The sequence below is a fragment of the Streptomyces sp. WMMC500 genome (assembly GCF_027497195.1).
Taxonomy (GTDB): Bacteria; Actinomycetota; Actinomycetes; order Streptomycetales; family Streptomycetaceae; genus Streptomyces.
This window is the reverse complement of the sequence record NZ_CP114905.1, coordinates 2,821,442-2,839,547: the sequence shown is the minus strand read 5'-3', so window position 1 is coordinate 2,839,547 and position 18,106 is coordinate 2,821,442. Positions and strand designations below refer to the sequence as shown.

14 protein-coding genes are annotated in these 18,106 nt (G+C 74.6%); 7 read left to right on the top strand and 7 right to left on the bottom strand.

The annotated features are described in order from the left end of the window. Positions 1 to 35: 35 nt before the first annotated feature. Positions 36 to 872: an NAD(P)-dependent oxidoreductase gene (locus O7599_RS11635; protein WP_281622071.1), complete on the bottom strand. Its 837-nt coding sequence runs from the start codon at positions 870 to 872 to the stop codon at positions 36 to 38. Positions 873 to 1,028: 156 nt separating this feature from the next. Between O7599_RS11635 and O7599_RS11630 the strand changes: the two genes are divergently transcribed. Continuing rightward, entirely contained in the window at positions 1,029 to 2,249 is a 1,221-nt protein-coding gene (locus O7599_RS11630; protein ID WP_281622070.1) for a hypothetical protein, read from the top strand. A 253-nt stretch (positions 2,250 to 2,502) separates the two neighbouring features. Here O7599_RS11630 and O7599_RS11625 read toward each other — a convergent pair whose 3' ends face one another. The 5 genes from O7599_RS11625 to O7599_RS11605 form a co-directional block, all read right to left on the bottom strand. Further along, positions 2,503 to 3,528: an alcohol dehydrogenase catalytic domain-containing protein gene (locus tag O7599_RS11625; protein ID WP_281622069.1), complete on the bottom strand. Its 1,026-nt coding sequence runs from the start codon at positions 3,526 to 3,528 to the stop codon at positions 2,503 to 2,505. A 9-nt stretch (positions 3,529 to 3,537) separates the two neighbouring features. Beyond that, entirely contained in the window at positions 3,538 to 5,256 is a 1,719-nt protein-coding gene (locus O7599_RS11620; RefSeq protein ID WP_281622068.1) for an IlvD/Edd family dehydratase, read from the bottom strand. A gap of 64 nt (positions 5,257 to 5,320) precedes the next feature. Then, a complete protein-coding gene (locus tag O7599_RS11615; protein WP_281622067.1) occupies positions 5,321 to 6,208 on the bottom strand; it encodes a polysaccharide lyase family protein in 888 nt (295 codons plus the stop codon). Between the two features lie 2 nt (positions 6,209 to 6,210). Then, positions 6,211 to 7,770 (bottom strand): alkaline phosphatase D family protein, encoded by a 1,560-nt coding sequence (locus tag O7599_RS11610; RefSeq protein WP_281622066.1) that lies wholly within the window; start codon positions 7,768 to 7,770, stop codon positions 6,211 to 6,213. 161 nt (positions 7,771 to 7,931) lie between these two features. Beyond that, positions 7,932 to 8,300, bottom strand: coding sequence for a MerR family transcriptional regulator (locus tag O7599_RS11605; RefSeq protein WP_281622065.1), 369 nt, complete (start codon positions 8,298 to 8,300; stop codon positions 7,932 to 7,934). A 50-nt stretch (positions 8,301 to 8,350) separates the two neighbouring features. On the opposite strand from O7599_RS11605, the gene O7599_RS11600 reads away from it, so the two are divergent. The 5 genes from O7599_RS11600 to O7599_RS11580 all read left to right on the top strand — a co-directional run bounded on the left by O7599_RS11600 (position 8,351) and on the right by O7599_RS11580 (position 14,363). Next, positions 8,351 to 9,262: an NAD(P)-binding domain-containing protein gene (locus tag O7599_RS11600; protein WP_281622064.1), complete on the top strand. Its 912-nt coding sequence runs from the start codon at positions 8,351 to 8,353 to the stop codon at positions 9,260 to 9,262. Positions 9,263 to 9,308: 46 nt separating this feature from the next. After that, positions 9,309 to 9,740 carry a PPOX class F420-dependent oxidoreductase gene (locus O7599_RS11595; RefSeq protein ID WP_281622063.1) on the top strand — a complete coding sequence of 144 codons (432 nt, stop codon included), beginning with the start codon at positions 9,309 to 9,311 and terminating at the stop codon, positions 9,738 to 9,740. Positions 9,741 to 9,940: 200 nt separating this feature from the next. Then, positions 9,941 to 12,307: an MMPL family transporter gene (locus tag O7599_RS11590; protein ID WP_281622062.1), complete on the top strand. Its 2,367-nt coding sequence runs from the start codon at positions 9,941 to 9,943 to the stop codon at positions 12,305 to 12,307. A gap of 128 nt (positions 12,308 to 12,435) precedes the next feature. After that, a complete protein-coding gene (locus O7599_RS11585) occupies positions 12,436 to 13,704 on the top strand; it encodes a histidine kinase (protein ID WP_281622061.1) in 1,269 nt (422 codons plus the stop codon). Next, on the top strand, positions 13,701 to 14,363 hold the full coding sequence (locus tag O7599_RS11580) for a response regulator transcription factor (protein ID WP_281622060.1): 663 nt from the start codon (positions 13,701 to 13,703) through the stop codon (positions 14,361 to 14,363). The genes O7599_RS11585 and O7599_RS11580 overlap by 4 nt, the downstream gene beginning before the upstream one ends. 123 nt (positions 14,364 to 14,486) lie before the next feature. On the opposite strand, the gene O7599_RS11575 is transcribed toward O7599_RS11580, so the two are convergent. Continuing rightward, positions 14,487 to 15,635, bottom strand: coding sequence for an AfsR/SARP family transcriptional regulator (locus O7599_RS11575; RefSeq protein WP_281622059.1), 1,149 nt, complete (start codon positions 15,633 to 15,635; stop codon positions 14,487 to 14,489). Between the two features lie 1,999 nt (positions 15,636 to 17,634). Between O7599_RS11575 and O7599_RS11570 the strand changes: the two genes are divergently transcribed. Then, positions 17,635 to 17,940, top strand: coding sequence for a hypothetical protein (locus O7599_RS11570; protein WP_281622058.1), 306 nt, complete (start codon positions 17,635 to 17,637; stop codon positions 17,938 to 17,940). Positions 17,941 to 18,106: the final 166 nt, after the last annotated feature.

Sequence of the window (18,106 nt, the reverse complement as noted above, 5' to 3'; positions counted from 1 at the left end):
GGTGCGGGGGGCGCCCCGGCGCGCGAACGGCGGCCTCAGTGGGGCCAGATGGGCGGGTCGGTGCAGAACGGGCCGCCCAGGTTCGCCTGGTCCGGCGCGTCCGGGTCGTCGGGGCCCAGCTCGGCGAGGAGCTTGTCCGCGTACGCCTCGGAGTCGTCCTGCGGGGCGTAGCCCAGCGCGCGGGCCGAGCCGAGGTCCCACCACGAGCGGGTGTTGGCCGAGCTGCCGTAGACGACGGTGTGGCCGACGTCCGGGGCGGTCAGCGCGGCGTGGAAGAGGCGGGCGCCGTCGGCGGGGCTGAGCCAGAGGGAGAGCATGCGCACGCTGGTCGGCTCGGGGAAGCAGGAGCCGATGCGGACGGAGACGGTCTCGATGCCGTGCTTGTCCCAGTAGAACTGCGCCAGGTCCTCGCCGAAGCACTTGGACAGGCCGTAGAAGGTGTCCGGGCGGTGCGCGGCGTCGGTGCCGACCAGCTCGGCGGCGGGGACGCGGCGGGGGTGGCGGGGGCGGGGGTGGAAGCCGACGGCGTGGTTGCTGGAGGCGAAGACGACGCGGCGGACGCCCTCCTCGCGTACGGCCTCGTAGAGGTGGTAGGTGCCCTCGATGTTGGCCCGCAGCACCTTCTCGAACGTCGACTCCAGCGAGATCCCGGCGAGGTGCAGCACGGCGTCGGTGCCGCGGACCGCCTCGCGCAGGGCCGCGCGGTCGGCGAGGTCGGCGGTGACGGCGCGCTCGGGTCCCGGGGGGAGGGCGACGCGGTCGAGCAGGCGTAGCTCGTGGCCGTGGGCGGGGAGCAGGTCGCGCATCAGGGTGCCGATGCCGCCGGCGGCGCCGGTGAGCAGGACGGTGCGCGAGTGGCGGGGGGCTGACATCGTGGCTCCTCGGTGGGTCGGGGCGTTCGGGCCGTGGCGGGGCGCCGGGGACCGGCGCCGGCTTCGGCGGTAGGGGGCGGTCTTGACGGTGTGTCGGGGCGGCCATAGCGTGCCAGTTCACCAATATGGACGCCGGGCAGAAATGTGTACACCCTGATGATGACACCTCGTGCTTCGGTCTTTCTGTATCCGTGGGACGTCGTCGGCGATCCCGCCGCGGCGCGCCGGGTCGCGGAGTTGGGCGTACGCCAGGTGACGCTCGCCGCCGCGTACCACTCCACCCGCGCCGTGACCCCCCGCCACCCGCGCCACCGCATCGTCACCGCCCGCCACTCCGCCGTGCTCTACCCGCCGGACGCGCGCCGGTGGGCCGGCCGGGAGCTGCGCCCGTACGCCCAGGACTGGGTTGCCACCGCCGACCCGTTCGAGACGGCGGCGCAGGCGCTGGCCGGGGCGGGTCTCGAGGTGCACAGTTGGGTGGTCCTCGCGCACAACTCCCGCCTGGGCGCCGAGCATCCGCAGACGTCGGTGGTCAACGCGCACGGTGACCGCTACCCGTGGGCGCCCTGCATCGGGCGGCCGGAGGTGCGCGACTACCTCGTCCGGCTCGCCGCGGAGGCCGCGACCCGGCCGGGGACGCGCGGGTGCGAGCTGGAGTCGTGCGGGTGGTACGGGCTGGCGCACCTGCACGCGCACGACAAGACCGCCGGGGTGGCGCTGGACGCCGCGGGGCAGTTGCTGATGTCGCTGTGCTTCTGCGACCGCTGCCGCGACGGCTACGCGGCCTACGGCGCGGAGCCGGACGACCTGCGCTCGGCGGTCGTCGCGGCGCTGCGGCCGTACTGGGACGGGACCGCCGCCGCGCCGCCGGCCGCGGCGGAGCCCGTGGAGGCGGCGGGGACCTGGGCCCGGATCACGGGGCTGCTCGGGGCGGAGCGGGCGGCGGCGGTGCTGGGCTGGCGGCGCGCGGCGGCCACCCGGCTGCAGCGCGAGGCGGTCGCGGCGGTACGGGCCGAGGCCCCGGACTCCGCCTTCCGCGTCCTGCTGCACGCCACCCCAGAGCCGTACGCCTGCGGCGCGAACGCGGGCGTGGACCCCGCGGAGGTCCTGACGTTCGCGGACGGCCTGGTACTGCCCTGCACCGGCGGCCCCGCGGCCCGCACCGCGGCCCTGGAGCCGTGCACCCCGCACCGCCGCCCGCACACGACCCTGGCGGCGAACCTCACGGTGGTCTCGGGCCTGGGCGGCAGCCCGGCGACGCTGGCGGAGGACGCGGCCCACGCGGCGACGCTGGGTGCGGACGAACTGCGGCTGTACCACGGGGGGCTGGCGTCGGGGGAGGACCTGGCGAAGGTGGCGGAGGTGCTGGGGGCCTGACGGCCGGTCAGGGGGTTTGGGGAGCGCCCGGGGCGGGGCGACGGTCCTTCGGTCCTCGTCCCGCGGCGCGTTCGTCCCGCGGCGGCTTCGGCGCGCGGCCGGCCGTCGCGTGCGGCGGCATTCGCCTGCGCCGGCCCGGCGAGCGACCGGCCCTCGCCTGCCGCGACCTGGTGCGCGTCAGCCCGCGCCAACCCGGCGCCTGCGCTCCCGCGCCTCGCCCCGGCCTCGCCGCCGGCGTGATCGCGCCGGCCGTTCAGTCCGTCTCCGTCGCCGCTCCGGGGGCCACGTGCACCTTCGGGCCCGCGCCCGCGCCCGCGGGGCGCCCGCCCGACAGGGCCGCCGCCACCCCGTCCAGGCCGACCGTCGCCGCGATCAGCGGGCGCGGGTCCACCTCCCCCTCCGCGTACGCGCCGATCGTCGCCGACAGCCCCGGGGACGCGCTCAGGATGCCCACGGCCGTGGCGTCCTTCAGTGCCAGGGTGCGGGTGTCCAGCAGGCTCGGGGTGCCCGCGAGGCCGATGAAGACCACCCGGCCGCCCGGCTCCACCCACTCCACCGCCCGCGCCGGGAGCGACCGCGCGTTGGAGGCGTCGACCACCGCGTCGTACGGCAGCGGCGGCAGCGACTCCGCCGTCCAGCAGCGGTCGAAGCCCAGGGACGCCGCGAACTCCAGCGTCGCCGGGTCGCGGCCCAGGACGTGGACCTCCGCGCCCGCCCGGCGGGCGAACATCGCGACCAGCAGGCCGATCGTGCCCGGGCCCGCGACGAGCACCCGGTCACCCGGCCCGATCCCCGCCGCGCGCGCCGCGCGCAGCGCGTTGCCACCCGGTTCGACCAGGGCGCCCAGGGCGTCGTCGACCGCGTCGGGCAGGGCGTGCAACGACCACGCCGGGACCGCCAGCCGGGCCGCCAGCGCGCCCGCGCGGCCCAGGATGCCCACCTCCTGGCGGTCCTCGCACAGGTGCTGCCGCCCGCCGCGGCAGCGGCGGCAGGCGCGGCAGCCCAGCATCGTGTCGCCCGTCACCCGGCGCCCCACCCAGCCCGGGTCCACGCCCGCGCCGACCGCCGCGACCCGGCCCGACCACTCGTGGCCGGGACGGACCGGAAACCGCGAGCGGCCGTCCCGCAGGTACTGCAACTCGCCCGAGAACAGCTCCACATCCGTGCCGCAGACGCCCACGCGCGCGACGTCCACCACCGCCTCGCCCGGCCCCGCCTCCGGCGGCTCGACGTCCACGACCGCCGCGCGGCCGGGGCCGTGCAGCACGAACGCCCTCAAGAGCGGCCCTCAGTGCGACTCACGGCTGACCTCCGCGCCCGACGCGCCCACCAGGAAGTCCAGGTCCGCCCCGGTGTCCGCGCCCAGCACGTGGTCCACGTACAGCCGCTCCCACCCCCGCCGCGGCGCCGCGTAGCCCGCCACCGTCGCCTCGCCCGGCGTACGGGCCGCCAGCTCCGCGTCCGGCACGTCCAGCGTGAGGCTGCGCCCCGGCACGTCGAGGCTGATCCAGTCCCCGTCGCGCACCAGCGCCAGCGGCCCGCCCGCCGCCGCCTCCGGCGCGACGTGCAGCACCACCGTCCCGTACGCCGTGCCGCTCATCCGCCCGTCGCAGACCCGCACCATGTCGCGTACGCCCCGCTCCAGCAGCTTGCGCGGCAGCGGCATGTTCGAGACCTCCGGCATGCCGGGGTAGCCGCGCGGGCCGCAGCCGCGCAGGACGAGCACCGAGTCGGCGTCGACGTCGAGGTCCGGGGCGTCGATGCGGGCGTGGAAGTCCTCGATGCTGTCGAAGACGACGGCCCGCCCGCGGTGCCGCAGCAGCTCCGGCGAGGCGGCGGCGGGTTTGACCACGGCGCCGTCGGGGGCGAGGTTGCCGCGGAGCACGGCGATGCCCGCGGCGGGCCGCAGCGGCGCGTCGCGGGTGCGGATGACCTCGGGGTCCCAGATGCGCGCGCCGTCGAGGTGGTCCACCAGCGGGCGGCCGGTGACGGTGAGCGCCGCGGGGTCGAGGAGGTCGCGTACCTCGTGCAGCACGGCCGCGAGCCCGCCCGCGCGGTACAGGTCGTCCATCAGGAACCGCCCGGCCGGCAGCAGGTCGACCAGTAGCGGCACGTCGGCGCCGACGCGGTCGAAGTCGTCGAGGGTCAGCTTCGCGCCGAGGCGCCCGGCGATGGCGAGGAGGTGCACGACGGCGTTGGTGGAGCCGCCGGTGGCGGCGAGTGCGACGATCGCGTTGCGGAACGACGCTTCGGTGACGATCCGCGACGGGGTACGTCCCTCCCGTACCAGCTCGACCGAGAGCCGCCCCGACTCGTGCGCCGCCTCCAGCAGTCGGCTGTCCGGCGCCGGCGTGCCGGCCAGGCCCGGCAGGACCATGCCCAGCGCCTCGGCCAGGACGGCCATCGTGGAGGCCGTGCCCATGGTGTTGCAGTGGCCGCGGCTGCGGATCATCGACGACTCGGAGCGGGTGAACTCCCGCTCGGACATCTCGCCCGCGCGCACCTCCTCGCTCAGCCGCCACACGTCCGTGCCGCAGCCCAGCGGCCGGCCGCGGAACGTGCCGGTCAGCATCGGCCCGCCGGGAACGACGAGCGCGGGCAGGTCCACCGACGCGGCGGCCATGAGCAGCGCGGGGATCGTCTTGTCGCACCCGCCGAGGAGCACCAGCCCGTCGACCGGGTTGGCGCGGAACATCTCCTCCGCCGCCATCGCCGCCATGTTGCGCCACAGCATCGCCGTCGGCCGCACCAGGGTCTCCCCGAGCGAGACCACCGGCAGCTCCAGCGGGATGCCGCCGGCCTCGTGCACGCCGTCGCGCACGGAGCGGGCGACCTCGCCGAGGTGGGAGTTGCAGGGCGTCAGGTCGGAGGCGGTGTTGGCGATGGCGATGTGGGGGCGGCCGGAGAACGCGTCGTGCGGCAGGCCGCGGCGCATCCATGCGCGGTGTATGTACGCGTTCCGGTCCGTACCCCCGTACCACTGGGCGCTTCGCAGCTCGGCAGCCATACACCGTCCTTCGTCGCTGGCAGGGGCGAACCTCCGCACCGTAAACGGTTGCTACGCCCCCTGCCTACCCGTCGGCGGCGAACACCCCCAGCGCGTCGTACGCGATCCACGAACCGCTCGTCTTGCGCAGTGTCAGGACGTTCTCGCCGGCCGTGAAGAGGTCTGCCGCCAGCGGGAGTTCGTAGGACGACGGCTTCAGCGCGCTGCCCGGGCGGGCCGCGTCGCCCTCCAGCGAGCCGCGGGTGGCGCCGCCGCGGAACTGCAGTGTGGTGACCGCGCGGCCGTTGAGGGCCAGTTCCGCGGTGCCGGCGGCGGTGGCGTGCGAGTCGATCAGCCACAGCGCGAAGCCGAGGTCGCCCTCGGGGGCCGCGGCCAGGTCGAAGCGGAGCGTGAAGGTGTGCTCCCTGCGGCCCGCCCACGAGTCGGCGGGGCCCGGGTGCAGGTAGCACCAGTCGCGGGCCGGGTCGGAGGCGCCGAGGCGGAAGTCGACGTCCTGAGGGAACGCCGTCGGGTACTGCGCGCTGAGGTTCGGCGACAGCGCGAACTCCAGCCCCCGGTGGTCGAAGTCGCCGACCTGGGCCACCGGGCGGCCGGCGGCGAGCGACCGCTCGTTCGTCGCCGCGACGGCGCGCGCGGGCCGGGTCCCGGCCCCGGAGTCGAGGACGGCGACGACCGTGTAGCGGCGGGTCACCGGCTCGGGGCCGACGCGGTGGGTGTGGTGCGGGAAGAGGGTACGGGCCAGGAGGGTGTCGCCGGCGGCGGAGAGTTCGTACACCTCGTAGTGGTCGACGAGCCGGGTGCCGTGCGTCCGGTACGGCCGCCACGTCAGCTCGACCGCGCCGAGCCCGCCGGCGGCGGCGAGCCCGGAGACGGAGCCGGGCGCGGAGCCGGGGTGCCCGGCGGCATCCGCGGTGTCCGAGGTGTCCGCGGTGGGTGTCTCGGGTGTGGTCATCGTCAGCTCACCTTCTGCATGCCGGGGCGGCCGTGCTCGACGCGGAAGCGGTCGAGCGCGAACCCGGCAGCCCGGTTGTCGGCCCGTACGTAAGGCACCGCCCGGTACTCGGCGGTGACCGCGTCCGCGTCCGCGTGCCCGAGGACGTAGCCGCGGCGGCCGTCGTAGAACCGCATCCAGGGGTGCTGCATCCAGTCCTTCGTGTAGTTGTCCGTCGGGGCGCCGTCGCCGTCGGAGGCGATGGACGTGCCGAGGAACTCGCTGCCCACGACGCGCGATCCCGAATCGGCGAAGTCCGCGAGGAGGTCGCCGGCGATGGAGCGGTGGCAGTCGCCGGTGAAGACGACGGACGGCGGCACGCCGGGCTCGCCGAGGACGTCGAGCAGCCGCTGCCGCGCCGCCGGGTAGCCGTCCCACTGGTCCGTGCGGTTCTCCGTCACCCGGACCAGGCCGACCTGCTGGAGCAGCAGGTTCCAGCGGGCGTCGGAGGTGCGCAGCCCGTGGTACAGCCAGCGCTCCTGCTCCCGGCCGAGCATGGTGCGCCCGGGCGCGTGCTGCTCGGCGGCGTCGGCCGGCTTGGGGTCGCGGTACTGGCGGGCGTCGAGGACGTGCAGGGTCGCCAGGCCGCCGTAGCGCAGCCGGCGGTACAGCCGGGCGTCGGGGCCGTGCGCGAGGGCGAGCGCGGGCAGCGGGCAGTTCTCGTAGTACGCGCGGTAGGCCACCGCCCGGCGGAGCAGGAAGTCCTCCTCGCTCAGCCCGTAGTACGACGCCTCGTCCGCGTAGTCGTTCTGCACCTCGTGGTCGTCCGGGGTGAGGATCCACGGCGCCGCCGCGTGCACGGCCTGGAGGTCGGGGTCCGACTTGAACAGCGCGTAGCGCAGCCGGTAGTCGGCGAGCGTGTTGGTCTCGATCTCGTGGCGCGCGCCGGGCGGCGGGGCGTTGCGCCACATGTTGGCCCGGGTGATGCCGTACTCGTAGATGTAGTCGCCGAGGAAGAACACCACGTCGGGGTCCTGGGCGAGCATGTCCCGGTACGCCGAGAAGTAACCGTGGTACCACGCCTGGCAGGAGGCGGTGGCGAAGGTGAAGGAGCCGCGTGCGGAGCGGGCGTCGGCCGCGGTGCGGAAACGGCCCACGGGGCTGGTGTGGCCCCGCGTGCGGAACCGGTAGAAGTACTGCCGGCCCGGGCGCAGCCCGCGGACCTGCGGGTGCACGGAGTGCCCCAGCTCCGGCAGCGCGACCGCGGAGCCGGAGCGTACGACGCGGCGGAAGCGCTCGTCCTCGGCGACCTGCCAGCCGACGTCGTAGCCGGCGCGCGGCATGCCGCCGTGGCCGTCGGCGGCGAGCGGGTCCGGCGCCAGCCGGGTCCACAGCACGGCGCCGTCCGCGGCCGGATCGCCGCTGGCGACGCCCAGGCGGTACGGGTCCTCGCGCAGCCGGGGCGCGCCGCCCGCGGCCTCGGCCCGCCCGGCGAGCCCGGCCCCGGCCAGCAGCGCGCCGACTCCGACGCCCGCGGCCTGCAGGAACGAGCGCCGGCGCGGGGAATGTGGTGGTGAAGTCACCTGAGCCTCCCGGGCATTGTGCAGATCCGGAAGGATGTTCGCCGGGCGCGGTGGCCGGGGTACGACGTGCAGGTGAAGGAGCGCGGGACGGCAGAGAGACGATCAACGGGGCGGAACTCACCCGCCCGTGGGCGTATGCGGCGTGCGCCGCGGACGCGGCGTCAGACGTACTGTGCGACCCGCCGCTCCGCGGCGTCCAGGTACTCGGTCAGCGCCTGGCGGGAGCGGGTGAGCGTGGTGATGTGCGCGTCGAGCCCGTCCAGCCGGTCGCGGAACTTGTCCAGCAGCTCGGGGCAGGGGTAGAAGTCGGGTCCCGTGCCGGTGGCGCAGGGCAGGAGCCAGGCGATGTCCGGGGTCGACAGGCCGGCGTCGAGCAGGCGCCTGATCTGCGTGACGGTGAGCACGTCCTCGTCCGCGTACTCCCGGTAGCCGTTGGCGGAGCGCTCGGGCTTCAGCAGGCCCTGGGCCTCGTAGTAGCGCAACTGATGTGCGTTGACGCCGGTACGCCGGCTCAGCTCCCCGATCCGCATGCGCGCTTCTCCTTGACCTTCAGACCGGTGTGAAGGTTGACCATTCTGCCATGACGACCGACAAGCACCCCGAAAACGCCCCCGCCCCCGTCGCCGTACTCGGCCTCGGCCTGATGGGCCACGCGCTGGCCGCCGCCCTGCTGCGCGCCGGCCACCCGACCACCGTCTGGAACCGCACGGCCGCCAAGGCCGACGACCTCGTCGCCGAGGGCGCCGCGCGCGCCGCCACCCCCGCCGAGGCCCTCGCCGCCGCCCCGCTGGTGGTCGCCTGCGTCACCGACTACGACGCGCTGCGCACCCTCCTCGACCCGGTCGAGGCCGCCGACCTCCGCGGCCGGACCCTGGTCAACCTCACCACCGGCACCTCCGCGCAGGCCGGCGACACCGCCGCGTGGGCCGCCGAGCGCGGCCTGACCTACCTCGACGGGGCCATCATGGCCACCCCGCCCGGCATCGGCACCGCGGAGGCGACCATCGTCCTCAGCGGTCCCCGCGCGGAGTTCGACCGCCACGCGCCCGCGCTGCGCGCCCTGGCCGGCGACACCCCGTACCTCGGCGCGGACCCGGGGCTGACGGCGCTGTACGAGATGGCGGTGGTGGGCCTGATGTGGAGCATCCTCAACGGCTGGCTGCAGGGCGCCGCGCTGCTCGGCACGGCGGGCGTGTCCGCGGCGGAGTACACCGCCGTCGCGGCGAAGGGCATCCCGACGGTCGTCGACTGGCTCCCCGGATACGCGAAGCAGGTCGACACCGGCACCTTCCCGGCGGACGACGCCACCCTGGACGTCCACCGGGCAGCGATGGCACACCTCGTTCAGGAGAGCGAATCCCTCGGCGTGAACGCGGAGTTCCCGGCCCTCGTCAAGGCCCTCGCCGACCGGGCGGCGGCGGCCGGGCACGGCGGGGAGGGATACGCGGTGATGATCGAGGAGTTCCGCCGCCCGGCGGCGAAGCCGGAGTGACACCGCCGCCGGAATACCACCGAGAGACCAGGACTTGGCAAAGGACATGACCACGACCCCGTACGACCCCCGCGCGCTGCTGGCGGAGAGCCGGCTCGGCGTGCTGGCCACGATCAAGAAGGACGGGCGTCCGCAGCTCTCGCCCGTCATGCCCTTCTACGACCCGGACTCCGGCGTCCTGCACGTGTCGATGACCGAAGGCCGGGCGAAGACCGCGAACCTGCGCCGCGACGCCCGCGCCGCACTGGAGGTCACCGCCCGCGACGGCCGCTCCTGGGCCACCGCGGAGGGCACCGCGACCCTCATCGGCCCGGGCACCGACCCGCACGGCCGGGAGGTCGAGGCGCTGGTGGACTACTACCGGGCCGCGGCGGGGGAGCACCCCGACTGGGACGAGTACCGCGCGGTGATGGTCGCGGACCGGCGGGTGCTGATGACCATGGCCGTGGAACACGTCTACGGCGAACGGATGGGCTGACGCCCGTCCGTACCCCGGGGTGACGGGCCGCGGCCCGTCACCCCGCCCGCGTCCGCCGGGGTCATCCCGGCGGTGGACGGGGAGCGGCGGCACTACTTGTTTTTCAGTACACGGAAGTGCCGTACGGGCGACGACGACGGCGCGGGGTCCCGGCGGAAACGCTGGAGGGGTACTTCGAGATCCAGAGGAGACCCCTTCGCATGGCGACCTTCCTGTACCGGCTAGGCCGGCTCGCTTTCCGCCGGCGGCTGCCCGTCGTGCTGCTGTGGGCGGCGGTCCTCGCCGTCGTCGGCATGGGCGGGTTGAGCGCTAGCGACCCGCCCGAAGACTCCACCTCGATGCCCGGGATCGAGGCCCAGCACGCGTTCGACCTCATCGACGAGCGCTTCCCGGGCGCCGCCGCCGACGGCGCGGACGCCCGCGTCGTCTTCGTCGCCCCCGCAGGCGAGAAGATCACCGGGGCGCAGAACCGCGCGGCCGTCGACGCCTTCGTCGCGGACATCGCCGAGGCGCCGCAGGTCGCCGGGGCGGTGGACCCGTTCGACGGGCCGGGCGTGAGCGACAACGGGACGACCGCGTACGCCACCGTCACCTACGAGGTCACGGAGGACGAGGTCAGCGGGGCGGCCAGAACGGCGCTCGACGACGCCATCGACGAGGCGCGGGACGCGGGCCTGACCGTCGAGGCCGGCGGCAGCGCGCTGGAGTCGTCGGTCTCCGCGGGCATCGGCGAGGTCATCGGCATCGCCGTGGCCGCGGTGGTGCTGCTGATCACCTTCGGCTCGCTGGCCGCCGCCGGGCTGCCGCTGATCACCGCGCTCGTCGGGATCGGCGTGAGCATGTTCGCGATCCTCGCCCTGGGCAGTGCGCTGGGGCTGTCCTCGACGGTCGGCGAGCTGGCGATGATGCTCGGGATCGCGGTCGGCATCGACTACTCGCTCTTCGTCGTCTCCCGCTACCGCGAGGAGCGGGCCGCGGGACACGAGCCGCGCGAGGCGGCGGGGCGGGCGGCGGGCACGGCGGGGTCCGCGGTCGTCTTCGCGGGGCTGACGGTGGTCATCGCGCTGGCCGGCCTGGCGGTGATCGGGGTGCCGATGCTGACCAAGATGGGGCTGGGCGCGGCGGGGGCCGTGCTGGTGGGGGTGCTGGTCGCGCTGACGCTGGTGCCGGCGCTGCTGGGGTGGTGGCCGGACGCGGTGCTGTCCCGCGGCGCCCGGGGTGCGCGCGGCGCCCGACGTCTCAGCAGGGACGGCGCGGACGGCGGCGGGTCCGGCGCGGGGTGGCGCGTCGGGCGGCGGTGGCGCGCGGGGCGTACGAGCCCCGGGAGCCGTACGCCTCTCCCGGCGCGTGGGAGCGCCGCGGACGTCACCGGCTCCCCCGACGGCACGAGCCCGCCGGCCCCCGCCACCCTCGGCGTCCGCTGGGCCCGCTTCGTCCTGAGCCGCCCCGTGCCCGTCCTCCTCGCCACCGTCGCCGGGCTCGGCATCCTCGCCGTACCCGCCACCGACCTGCGCCTGGGCATGCCGGGCGACGAGGCCAAGCCCACCTCCACCACCGAGCGCCGCGCCTACGACGCCCTCGCCGAGGGCTTCGGTCCCGGCTTCAACGGCCCGCTGACCGTCGTCGTCGACGCCCGCGGCGCCGACGACCCCGAAGCCGCCGTGGCGGGCGTCGCCGAGACGATCGGCGGCACCGACGGCGTCGTCTCCGTCTCCCCGCCGCGCTTCGACGAGCCCGGCGAGACCGCCGTGCTCTCCGCCACCCCCGCCACCGCGCCCACCAGCGAACGCACCAAGGACCTCGTCCACGACATCCGCGGCCAACGCCCGGCGACCGAGGCCGCCACCGGCGCGACGTACGAGGTCACCGGCACCACGGCGCTCAACATCGACGTCGGGCAGAAGCTCCAGGACGCTCTGATCCCGTATTTGGCGACCATCATCGGCCTGGCCTTCCTGCTGCTCGTGCTGGTCTTCCGCTCCGTGCTCGTGCCGCTGAAGGCGGCCCTCGGGTTCTTGCTGTCGGTGCTCGCCGCCCTCGGGGCCGTCGTCACCGTCTTCCAGCAGGGGCACCTGGCGGGGCTGTTCGGCGTGGAGCAGACCGGGCCGGTGATGAGCATGATGCCGATCTTCCTCGTGGGCATCGTCTTCGGCCTGGCCATGGACTACCAGGTCTTCCTGGTCTCCCGGATGCGGGAGGCGTACGTGCACGGGGAGGACGCGCGCGAGGCCGTGGTCTCGGGCTTCCGGCACAGCGCGCGGGTGGTGGCGGTCGCCGCGGTGATCATGATGGCGGTGTTCGCCGGGTTCATGACCGGCGGCGAGCAGGTCATCAAGATGATCGGCTTCGGCCTGGCCGTTGCGGTGTTCTTCGACGCCGTCGTCGTCCGCATGGCCTTCGTCCCCGCCGTGCTCGCCCTGCTCGGCAAGCGCGCCTGGTGGCTGCCGCGCCCGCTGGACCGGCTGCTGCCGCGCGTGGACGTGGAGGGCGAGGCGCTGGGCCGCGGCGCTCCGGACCTGCGGAAGGTGCCGGACGACGAGCCCGACCAGGACCTGACGCGCGTCTGACGCGCCGCATCGTAGGGTCGGCCGCCCGCCGGCGGGCGGCCCACCCCACGGCTGCGCTCGCCCGCACCCCGCCGCGTGTCCGACCATGGAACGGACCACGGGGCCAGACCACCCGAGCGGAGAACACCGTGCTGCCAAGCTGGTCGCGGTTCACCGACCGCCACCCCCGCCTCGTCGAGGCGGCCCTGCTGCTGCTGGTCCTCGCGATCACCAGCCGGCAGTACGCCGGGACCGGCCACGGCTGGGCCGCCGGGCAGCCCTTCGTGGCCGCGGCCTGGGTGCCCCTGCTGTGGCGCCGCAGCCACCCCGTGCCCGTGCTCGTGGCCGCCGCGGTGTGCGCTGCCGGGTCCGCGGGCCTGGGCTACGCGCTCACGCCGGCCCTGGCGCTGCCGGCGCTCGTCGCGCTCTACGAACTGGCCGCACGCGCGCCGCAGCGGACCGTCTACGCCCACTACGCGCTCGTCCTCGCGCTGCTGGTCTCCGCCGCGCTCCTCGCCGACGTCGAGGGCCAGACCTGGCGCGACGACGTGGTCGCGCCCGTCTTCTGGCTCCTGCTGCCGGTGTTCGCCGGCACCGCCGTGCGGAACCGGCGCGCGTACCTCGACTCGGTGCGGTTGCGCGCCGAGCACGCCGAGCGCACCCGCGAAGAGGAGGCCCGCCGCCGGGTCGCCGAGGAGCGCGTACGCATCGCCCGCGAGCTGCACGACGTCGTCGCCCACCACATGGCGCTCGCGCACGCCCAGGCCGGCACCGCCGCGCGGCTGGCGCGCACCCGGCCGGCGCAGGCCGAGGAGATCCTCGGCGGGCTGACCGGCACGACGGCGGCGGCGCTGCGCGAACTCCAGGCCACCGTCGGCCTGCTGCGCGAGCCCGGCGACCCGGGCGGCCCGGAGAACACCACCGGACCCGCCGGTTCGGGCGAGCCCCTGGAGCCGGCGCCGGGCCTGGGCCGGCTGCCGGAACTGGTCGCCGCGTTCGCCTCCGCGGGGCTGGCCGTCACCGTCGCGGCCGAGGGCGCGGAGCGGGAGCTGCCGCCGGGGCTCGACCTCACCGCGTACCGGATCGTGCAGGAGGCGCTGACCAACGTCGCGAAGCACGCCGGCGCGGACGCGGCGCGGGTGCGGCTCGCGTACGGGCACGACAGGCTGACCGTCACCGTCACCGACGAGGGCGGCGCCGGCCGGCCGCCACCGCCGCCCGGCGGCGGCTTCGGGCTCCTCGGCATGCGCGAGCGTGCCCGCGCCGCGGGCGGCGGCCTGCGCGCCGGCCCGCGGCCGGGCGGCGGCTTCGCCGTGACCGCCGAACTCCCCCTGCCCGTACGGCCGGAGCCCCCGGCCGCGCCGACGCCCGGGCAGCCGCCCGGACCGGCCGCCGAGCCCGCCGGGGAGCCCCGATGACCGTCCGCGTGCTGCTCGCCGACGACCAGGCCCTGCTGCGGGCGACGTTCCGGATGCTCATCGACTCGTACCCCGACCTGGAGGTCGTCGCCGAGGCGGCCGAGGGCACCGAGGCCGTCGCACTCACCCGCGCGCACCGCCCCGACGTCGTCGTCATGGACATCCGCATGCCCGGCACCGACGGGCTCGCCGCGACCGAGGCGATCTGCGCCGACCCGGACCTGGCCGACGTGCGCGTGCTCGTCCTCACCACGTTCCAGACCGACGAGCACGTGGCCCGCGCGCTGCGCGCCGGCGCGGGCGGGTTCCTCGGCAAGGACGCCTCCGCCGACGCACTCGTCGACGGCATCCGCACCGTCGCGGCGGGCGACGCGCTGCTGTCGCCGGCCGCCACCCGCGCGCTCATCGCACGGTTCCTCGCCACCCCCGAGCCCGGCGCCGCGCCCGGGGACCTGGCGGTGCTCACCGCCCGGGAACGCGAGGTGACGGCGCTGGTCGCGCAGGGGAGGTCGAACGCCGAGATCGCCGCGGAGCTGGTCGTCAGCCCGCTGACCGTACGCACCCACGTGCAGCGCGCGAAGACCAAGCTGGGCGCGCGGGACCGCGCCCAACTCGTCGTCCTCGCCTACCAGTCGGGCCTGGTGCGGGCCCGCGAGTGAGCGGCGGTGCCCGAGACGGTCACGGAAACCGGACGCGGCCCGGGGGATGGTCTCCCCGGGCCGCGACGGCATCTCGGACACTGTGCGAATGTCCGAGCAGTAAGAGATCGCGATACGGCGATCTCACGCACCACCGCCCGTGCGCGGCCGCCAGTCGAGCGCGGGCGCATGGTTGAGGATCTCGTTCTCCAGGTGCTGCAGCGCGGGCCGGGGGTCGATCCCCAGCTCCTCCGCCAGCCTGCGCTGGTTGGTGCGCAGCACCGCGAGGGCGTCGGCCTGCCGGCCGGCCCGGTACAGCGCCAGGCTCAGCAACTCGCAGCCGTACTCACGCAGCGGGTGCGCCTGCGTGAACGCCTCCAGCTCGGCCACCGCCATCTCGTGGGCGCCCACCGCCAGCAGCGCGGCGCAGCGCCCCTCGATGACCGAGAGCCGCAGCTCCTCCAGCCGGGCGACCTCGGGCCGCACGTAGGTGGTGTCGGCCACCTCCGCGTACGCCTGACCCCGCCACAGCATGAGACCGGCTTCTAATTCACGCAGTGCCTCCTGCGGCTTGCCGCGGTCGAGGGCCTCCCAACCGGCACCGGCGCGCTCGCTGAACCGGTGCACGTCGACCTCGACCACCTGGTTGTCCAGCAGGTAGCCGCGACCGTAGGTGCGGAGCACGGTCGCGGAGGTACGCGGGGCACGGTTCGGTTCGAGCACGCGGCGCAGGTTGGCCACGTATGCCTGCAGGGACGTGATCGCCGAGGGGGGCGGATTGCCGGCCCACAGCTCCTCGACGATGACGTCGACCGCCACCGGCTGGCCTACCTTGCTGACCAGCAGGGCGAGCAGGGCGCGCTGCTTGGGGGCACCCAGGTCCAGCAGTCGGCCGTCGACGACGGCCTCGATCGGACCGAGGGCCCGGAACTCCGCCATGGGCCGGGGCGGGGCGGGGGTCATGGACGACTGCGGGGCGCTCCAGCGGATCGGGCGCGACGGCGCCGGGGGCGCGGTCGGCGGCGCCTCCGGCCGAGCCGGCCCGCTGGGCGTTCCGACGACGAGGGGGGACGAAGTGGATTCAAGTTCGAGATCGAGTTCTTTGGCGAAATACACCTTCAATATCTCGTTGGCGCGGCGTAGTTCCTGAACCTCGCGCTCCAGCTCCGCGATGCGCCGCGCATCTCCGGTGCCGGTTCCCATGCGCTGCCCGCCCTCGGTGTGGGGCTGGCAGCTTCCACCCGATCCAGCGCCGATAACCATCGTGTCGACGTTGGTTCTGTCGTTCGTCATCTCTGAACTCCCAACATCTCACCGCCTTTTCCGGGGCGCCTGGCCAGGACCGGGTGTCGGCCTGGCCGGCTGCCGGCCGTACAGCCAAGCAGGATCCGTACACCGCACGTTCCGTGCGGTGTACGCGAGTGGTGCTGCGTGGCGCCTGCGAGAGAGCTCCCGCGCCGCGGCATGACGGCGACCCGCCCGTGGGACAGCGCCTTGGGTGTGGGCTGCTTGATCACGAGACGGGCCGTGGAGACGACATGCGCCGTGTCGGAGAGCGTAGGCGCCGCAAGGATTTGCTGCCGAAAAGCAGCAATCTCGACTAAAGTTACCTGATATTCGACGTTTGCCGGATTCTGCGGCCAGGGTTCCTCGATCTGGCCGCGTGGCCAGTGGCCGGGATCCGGACCTGCGTCGATCATTAGCATTTCTGCTGCCCCCGTGTTTGTTGTCCAGTCCCCCGAGACTGGCCGGGGGTCAGACTAGCCGTGAACGCTAATCCAGTCAAGGCCCGGCTATGTCGACCTCGGCTTTAAGCGGCCGATACACAACGCAATGGATCTCCGGCTGCCGGACACCGAGAGCGACGATCGATGTGGGGGCTTCGACGCATTTCTCCCCGGCTATTCGATCTCAACATCGCTAAGAGGGGATGTCAACACCGTTCTGGCTGCGGTGATGCCCTCTTGATCCCGTATCCCCCTGTTCCCGCACGTCGAAGGAGTGATCGATTACCTCATCCCCGAGGGAGGGGCAAGGTCCTGCCATCCGCGCCGTCCTCCGGGGCATGGCAGGAAGTTGCTAGGAGGAGTGTCGCCGGGACGTTTTTGCAAGATCGACAAACGGGGTACCAGGCGGTCGTGGTGACGATGGATGCCCAGGTGGGCAGGGTTGCGGAGAGTGAAAGGGTGTGGAGCTTCCGGTTCCGTTTCCGGTCGGCCGGGCCCGCTGTCGTAGACCTCGTGTCAGCATCGCCGGCGTGGAGCGGCCCCGTAGCGGAGCGTGACGGTGGCCGCCGGGCGCGGGCCGCGCGAGAACGGCCGGAGGGGTGCCGGCGGGCGGCAAGTCCGGCAAAGTCGGCTAATGAAATTTCATTCTGGCGCGGTGCGAACGATCAGATATCGCTCCGAGGCTGGTCACGGCCCTGCCCTGATGCGGAACCCCGCATTCTCGAAACCTGGTTCAGGCGGTTATCCCGACGAAATAATCCGCAGTTCGCCGAAACGTCACCCGAAGCCGTCGGGCCATGCCGACATGTCCGTGTCACCAAGAGTTCTCCTACTGTATTACAAATTCCTTGGGTGTTGAATTAGATCTTCCCTCACCGGTCCGGAGGCGGGTTGCGCCTTTGCAATGAGAGCGAAAGCGGAATCGGAAGGGTCGTTCCGGTCGCCGGGTCATCACCCCTGGCAGATCCCCTCGTGGGCGTTGCGGAGGCGCGACCGCCGCCCGCGGCGTTAGAAGATCGCGGCCGGAGCGAGGGGATGCCGCCGGGCCCGGCCCGGGGGGCGGCAGCGGCGGAGCCGGCGGAGGCTCGTCCGCGTCGCACGCCGCCCCGGCGTCCGCGCGCGCCGCCGGCGCCGGCGCCCTGACGCCGCTGAGCGCGCCCTGCGGCGACCCGGCGCTTCTGGTGCAGGGCGCGGCATACCGCGGCGTGCCGCGGCGTCCAGGGCTTCTCCAGCGCCGCGTACGAGGACGGGAGCACGCCCGGGACCCGGGCCCCCCTCGTGGCCCCAGCGGGCCGCTGCGCGCTGCCGCGGGCCGGCAGGCGCGGGCGTGCCCCGCTGCCGCCGCCCGGCGAGGCGCCCGGCGGAGTGCGCCCCCGGGCGCCGTCACCAAGTGGCCGCCAAGTCATCGGTGTGCGGTGGCCAAGTGGGGTGCCGGATGCTGGGAGGGGCGCGGGCCTGCCCGCCGCGTACGACTCGTCCCGCGTCCGCCACGACCGATCCCGAGAACGACCCTGGACCACGCCGCCGAACCTCCGGCGGCGTGCGCGCTTGCCGAGGAGACTCCCATGAGCATCCGCATGTTCCGTTCCACGCTCAAGGAAGACAAGGTCGAGACAGCGGAGAAGGCCGCGAAGGAGTTGTTCGCGGCGGTCGAGGAAGCCGGCCTCGAGGGCTTGCGCTACGCCTGGTGCATGCTCCCCGACCGGCGGACCCTGATCATCGTGGTGGACCTGGAGGACGACGAGAACAACCCGCTCCAGACCCTGCCCACGTTCCAGGAGACGATGAAGGGCCTGAAGGGCGAGTGGCTCACGGAGCCGCTGTCGCTCGAACCGCTGACGGCCCTTGGTTCGTACCGCCTCTTCCACTGATCCGGCCGGGACGGCCGTCCCGCGGCGCCGGCGCGCACGGGTATGCCGCGTGCGCCGGCAAGGCGGTGTGCGGGCGCACACGTTCGCGGATTTGCCTCGCCCCTGCGGAACCGGCCGCCGGGCTCGGGCCGTCCGGTCGCGGCCCCGCCGGGCGGGCCCGGCGGGG

Bases quoted from the DNA above. Each gene is read 5' to 3' on its own strand.
- O7599_RS11635 (WP_281622071.1), bottom strand. From the start codon at position 872: ATGTCAGCCCCCCGCCACTCGCGCACCGTCCTGCTCACCGGCGCCGCC.
- O7599_RS11630 (WP_281622070.1), top strand. From the start codon at position 1,029: ATGATGACACCTCGTGCTTCGGTCTTTCTGTATCCGTGGGACGTCGTC.
- O7599_RS11620 (WP_281622068.1), bottom strand. From the start codon at position 5,256: ATGGCTGCCGAGCTGCGAAGCGCCCAGTGGTACGGGGGTACGGACCGG.
- O7599_RS11615 (WP_281622067.1), bottom strand. From the start codon at position 6,208: ATGACCACACCCGAGACACCCACCGCGGACACCTCGGACACCGCGGAT.
- O7599_RS11605 (WP_281622065.1), bottom strand. From the start codon at position 8,300: ATGCGGATCGGGGAGCTGAGCCGGCGTACCGGCGTCAACGCACATCAG.
- O7599_RS11600 (WP_281622064.1), top strand. From the start codon at position 8,351: ATGACGACCGACAAGCACCCCGAAAACGCCCCCGCCCCCGTCGCCGTA.
- O7599_RS11595 (WP_281622063.1), top strand. From the start codon at position 9,309: ATGACCACGACCCCGTACGACCCCCGCGCGCTGCTGGCGGAGAGCCGG.
- O7599_RS11590 (WP_281622062.1), top strand. From the start codon at position 9,941: ATGGCGACCTTCCTGTACCGGCTAGGCCGGCTCGCTTTCCGCCGGCGG.
- O7599_RS11580 (WP_281622060.1), top strand. From the start codon at position 13,701: ATGACCGTCCGCGTGCTGCTCGCCGACGACCAGGCCCTGCTGCGGGCG.
- O7599_RS11575 (WP_281622059.1), bottom strand. From the start codon at position 15,635: ATGACGAACGACAGAACCAACGTCGACACGATGGTTATCGGCGCTGGA.
- O7599_RS11570 (WP_281622058.1), top strand. From the start codon at position 17,635: ATGAGCATCCGCATGTTCCGTTCCACGCTCAAGGAAGACAAGGTCGAG.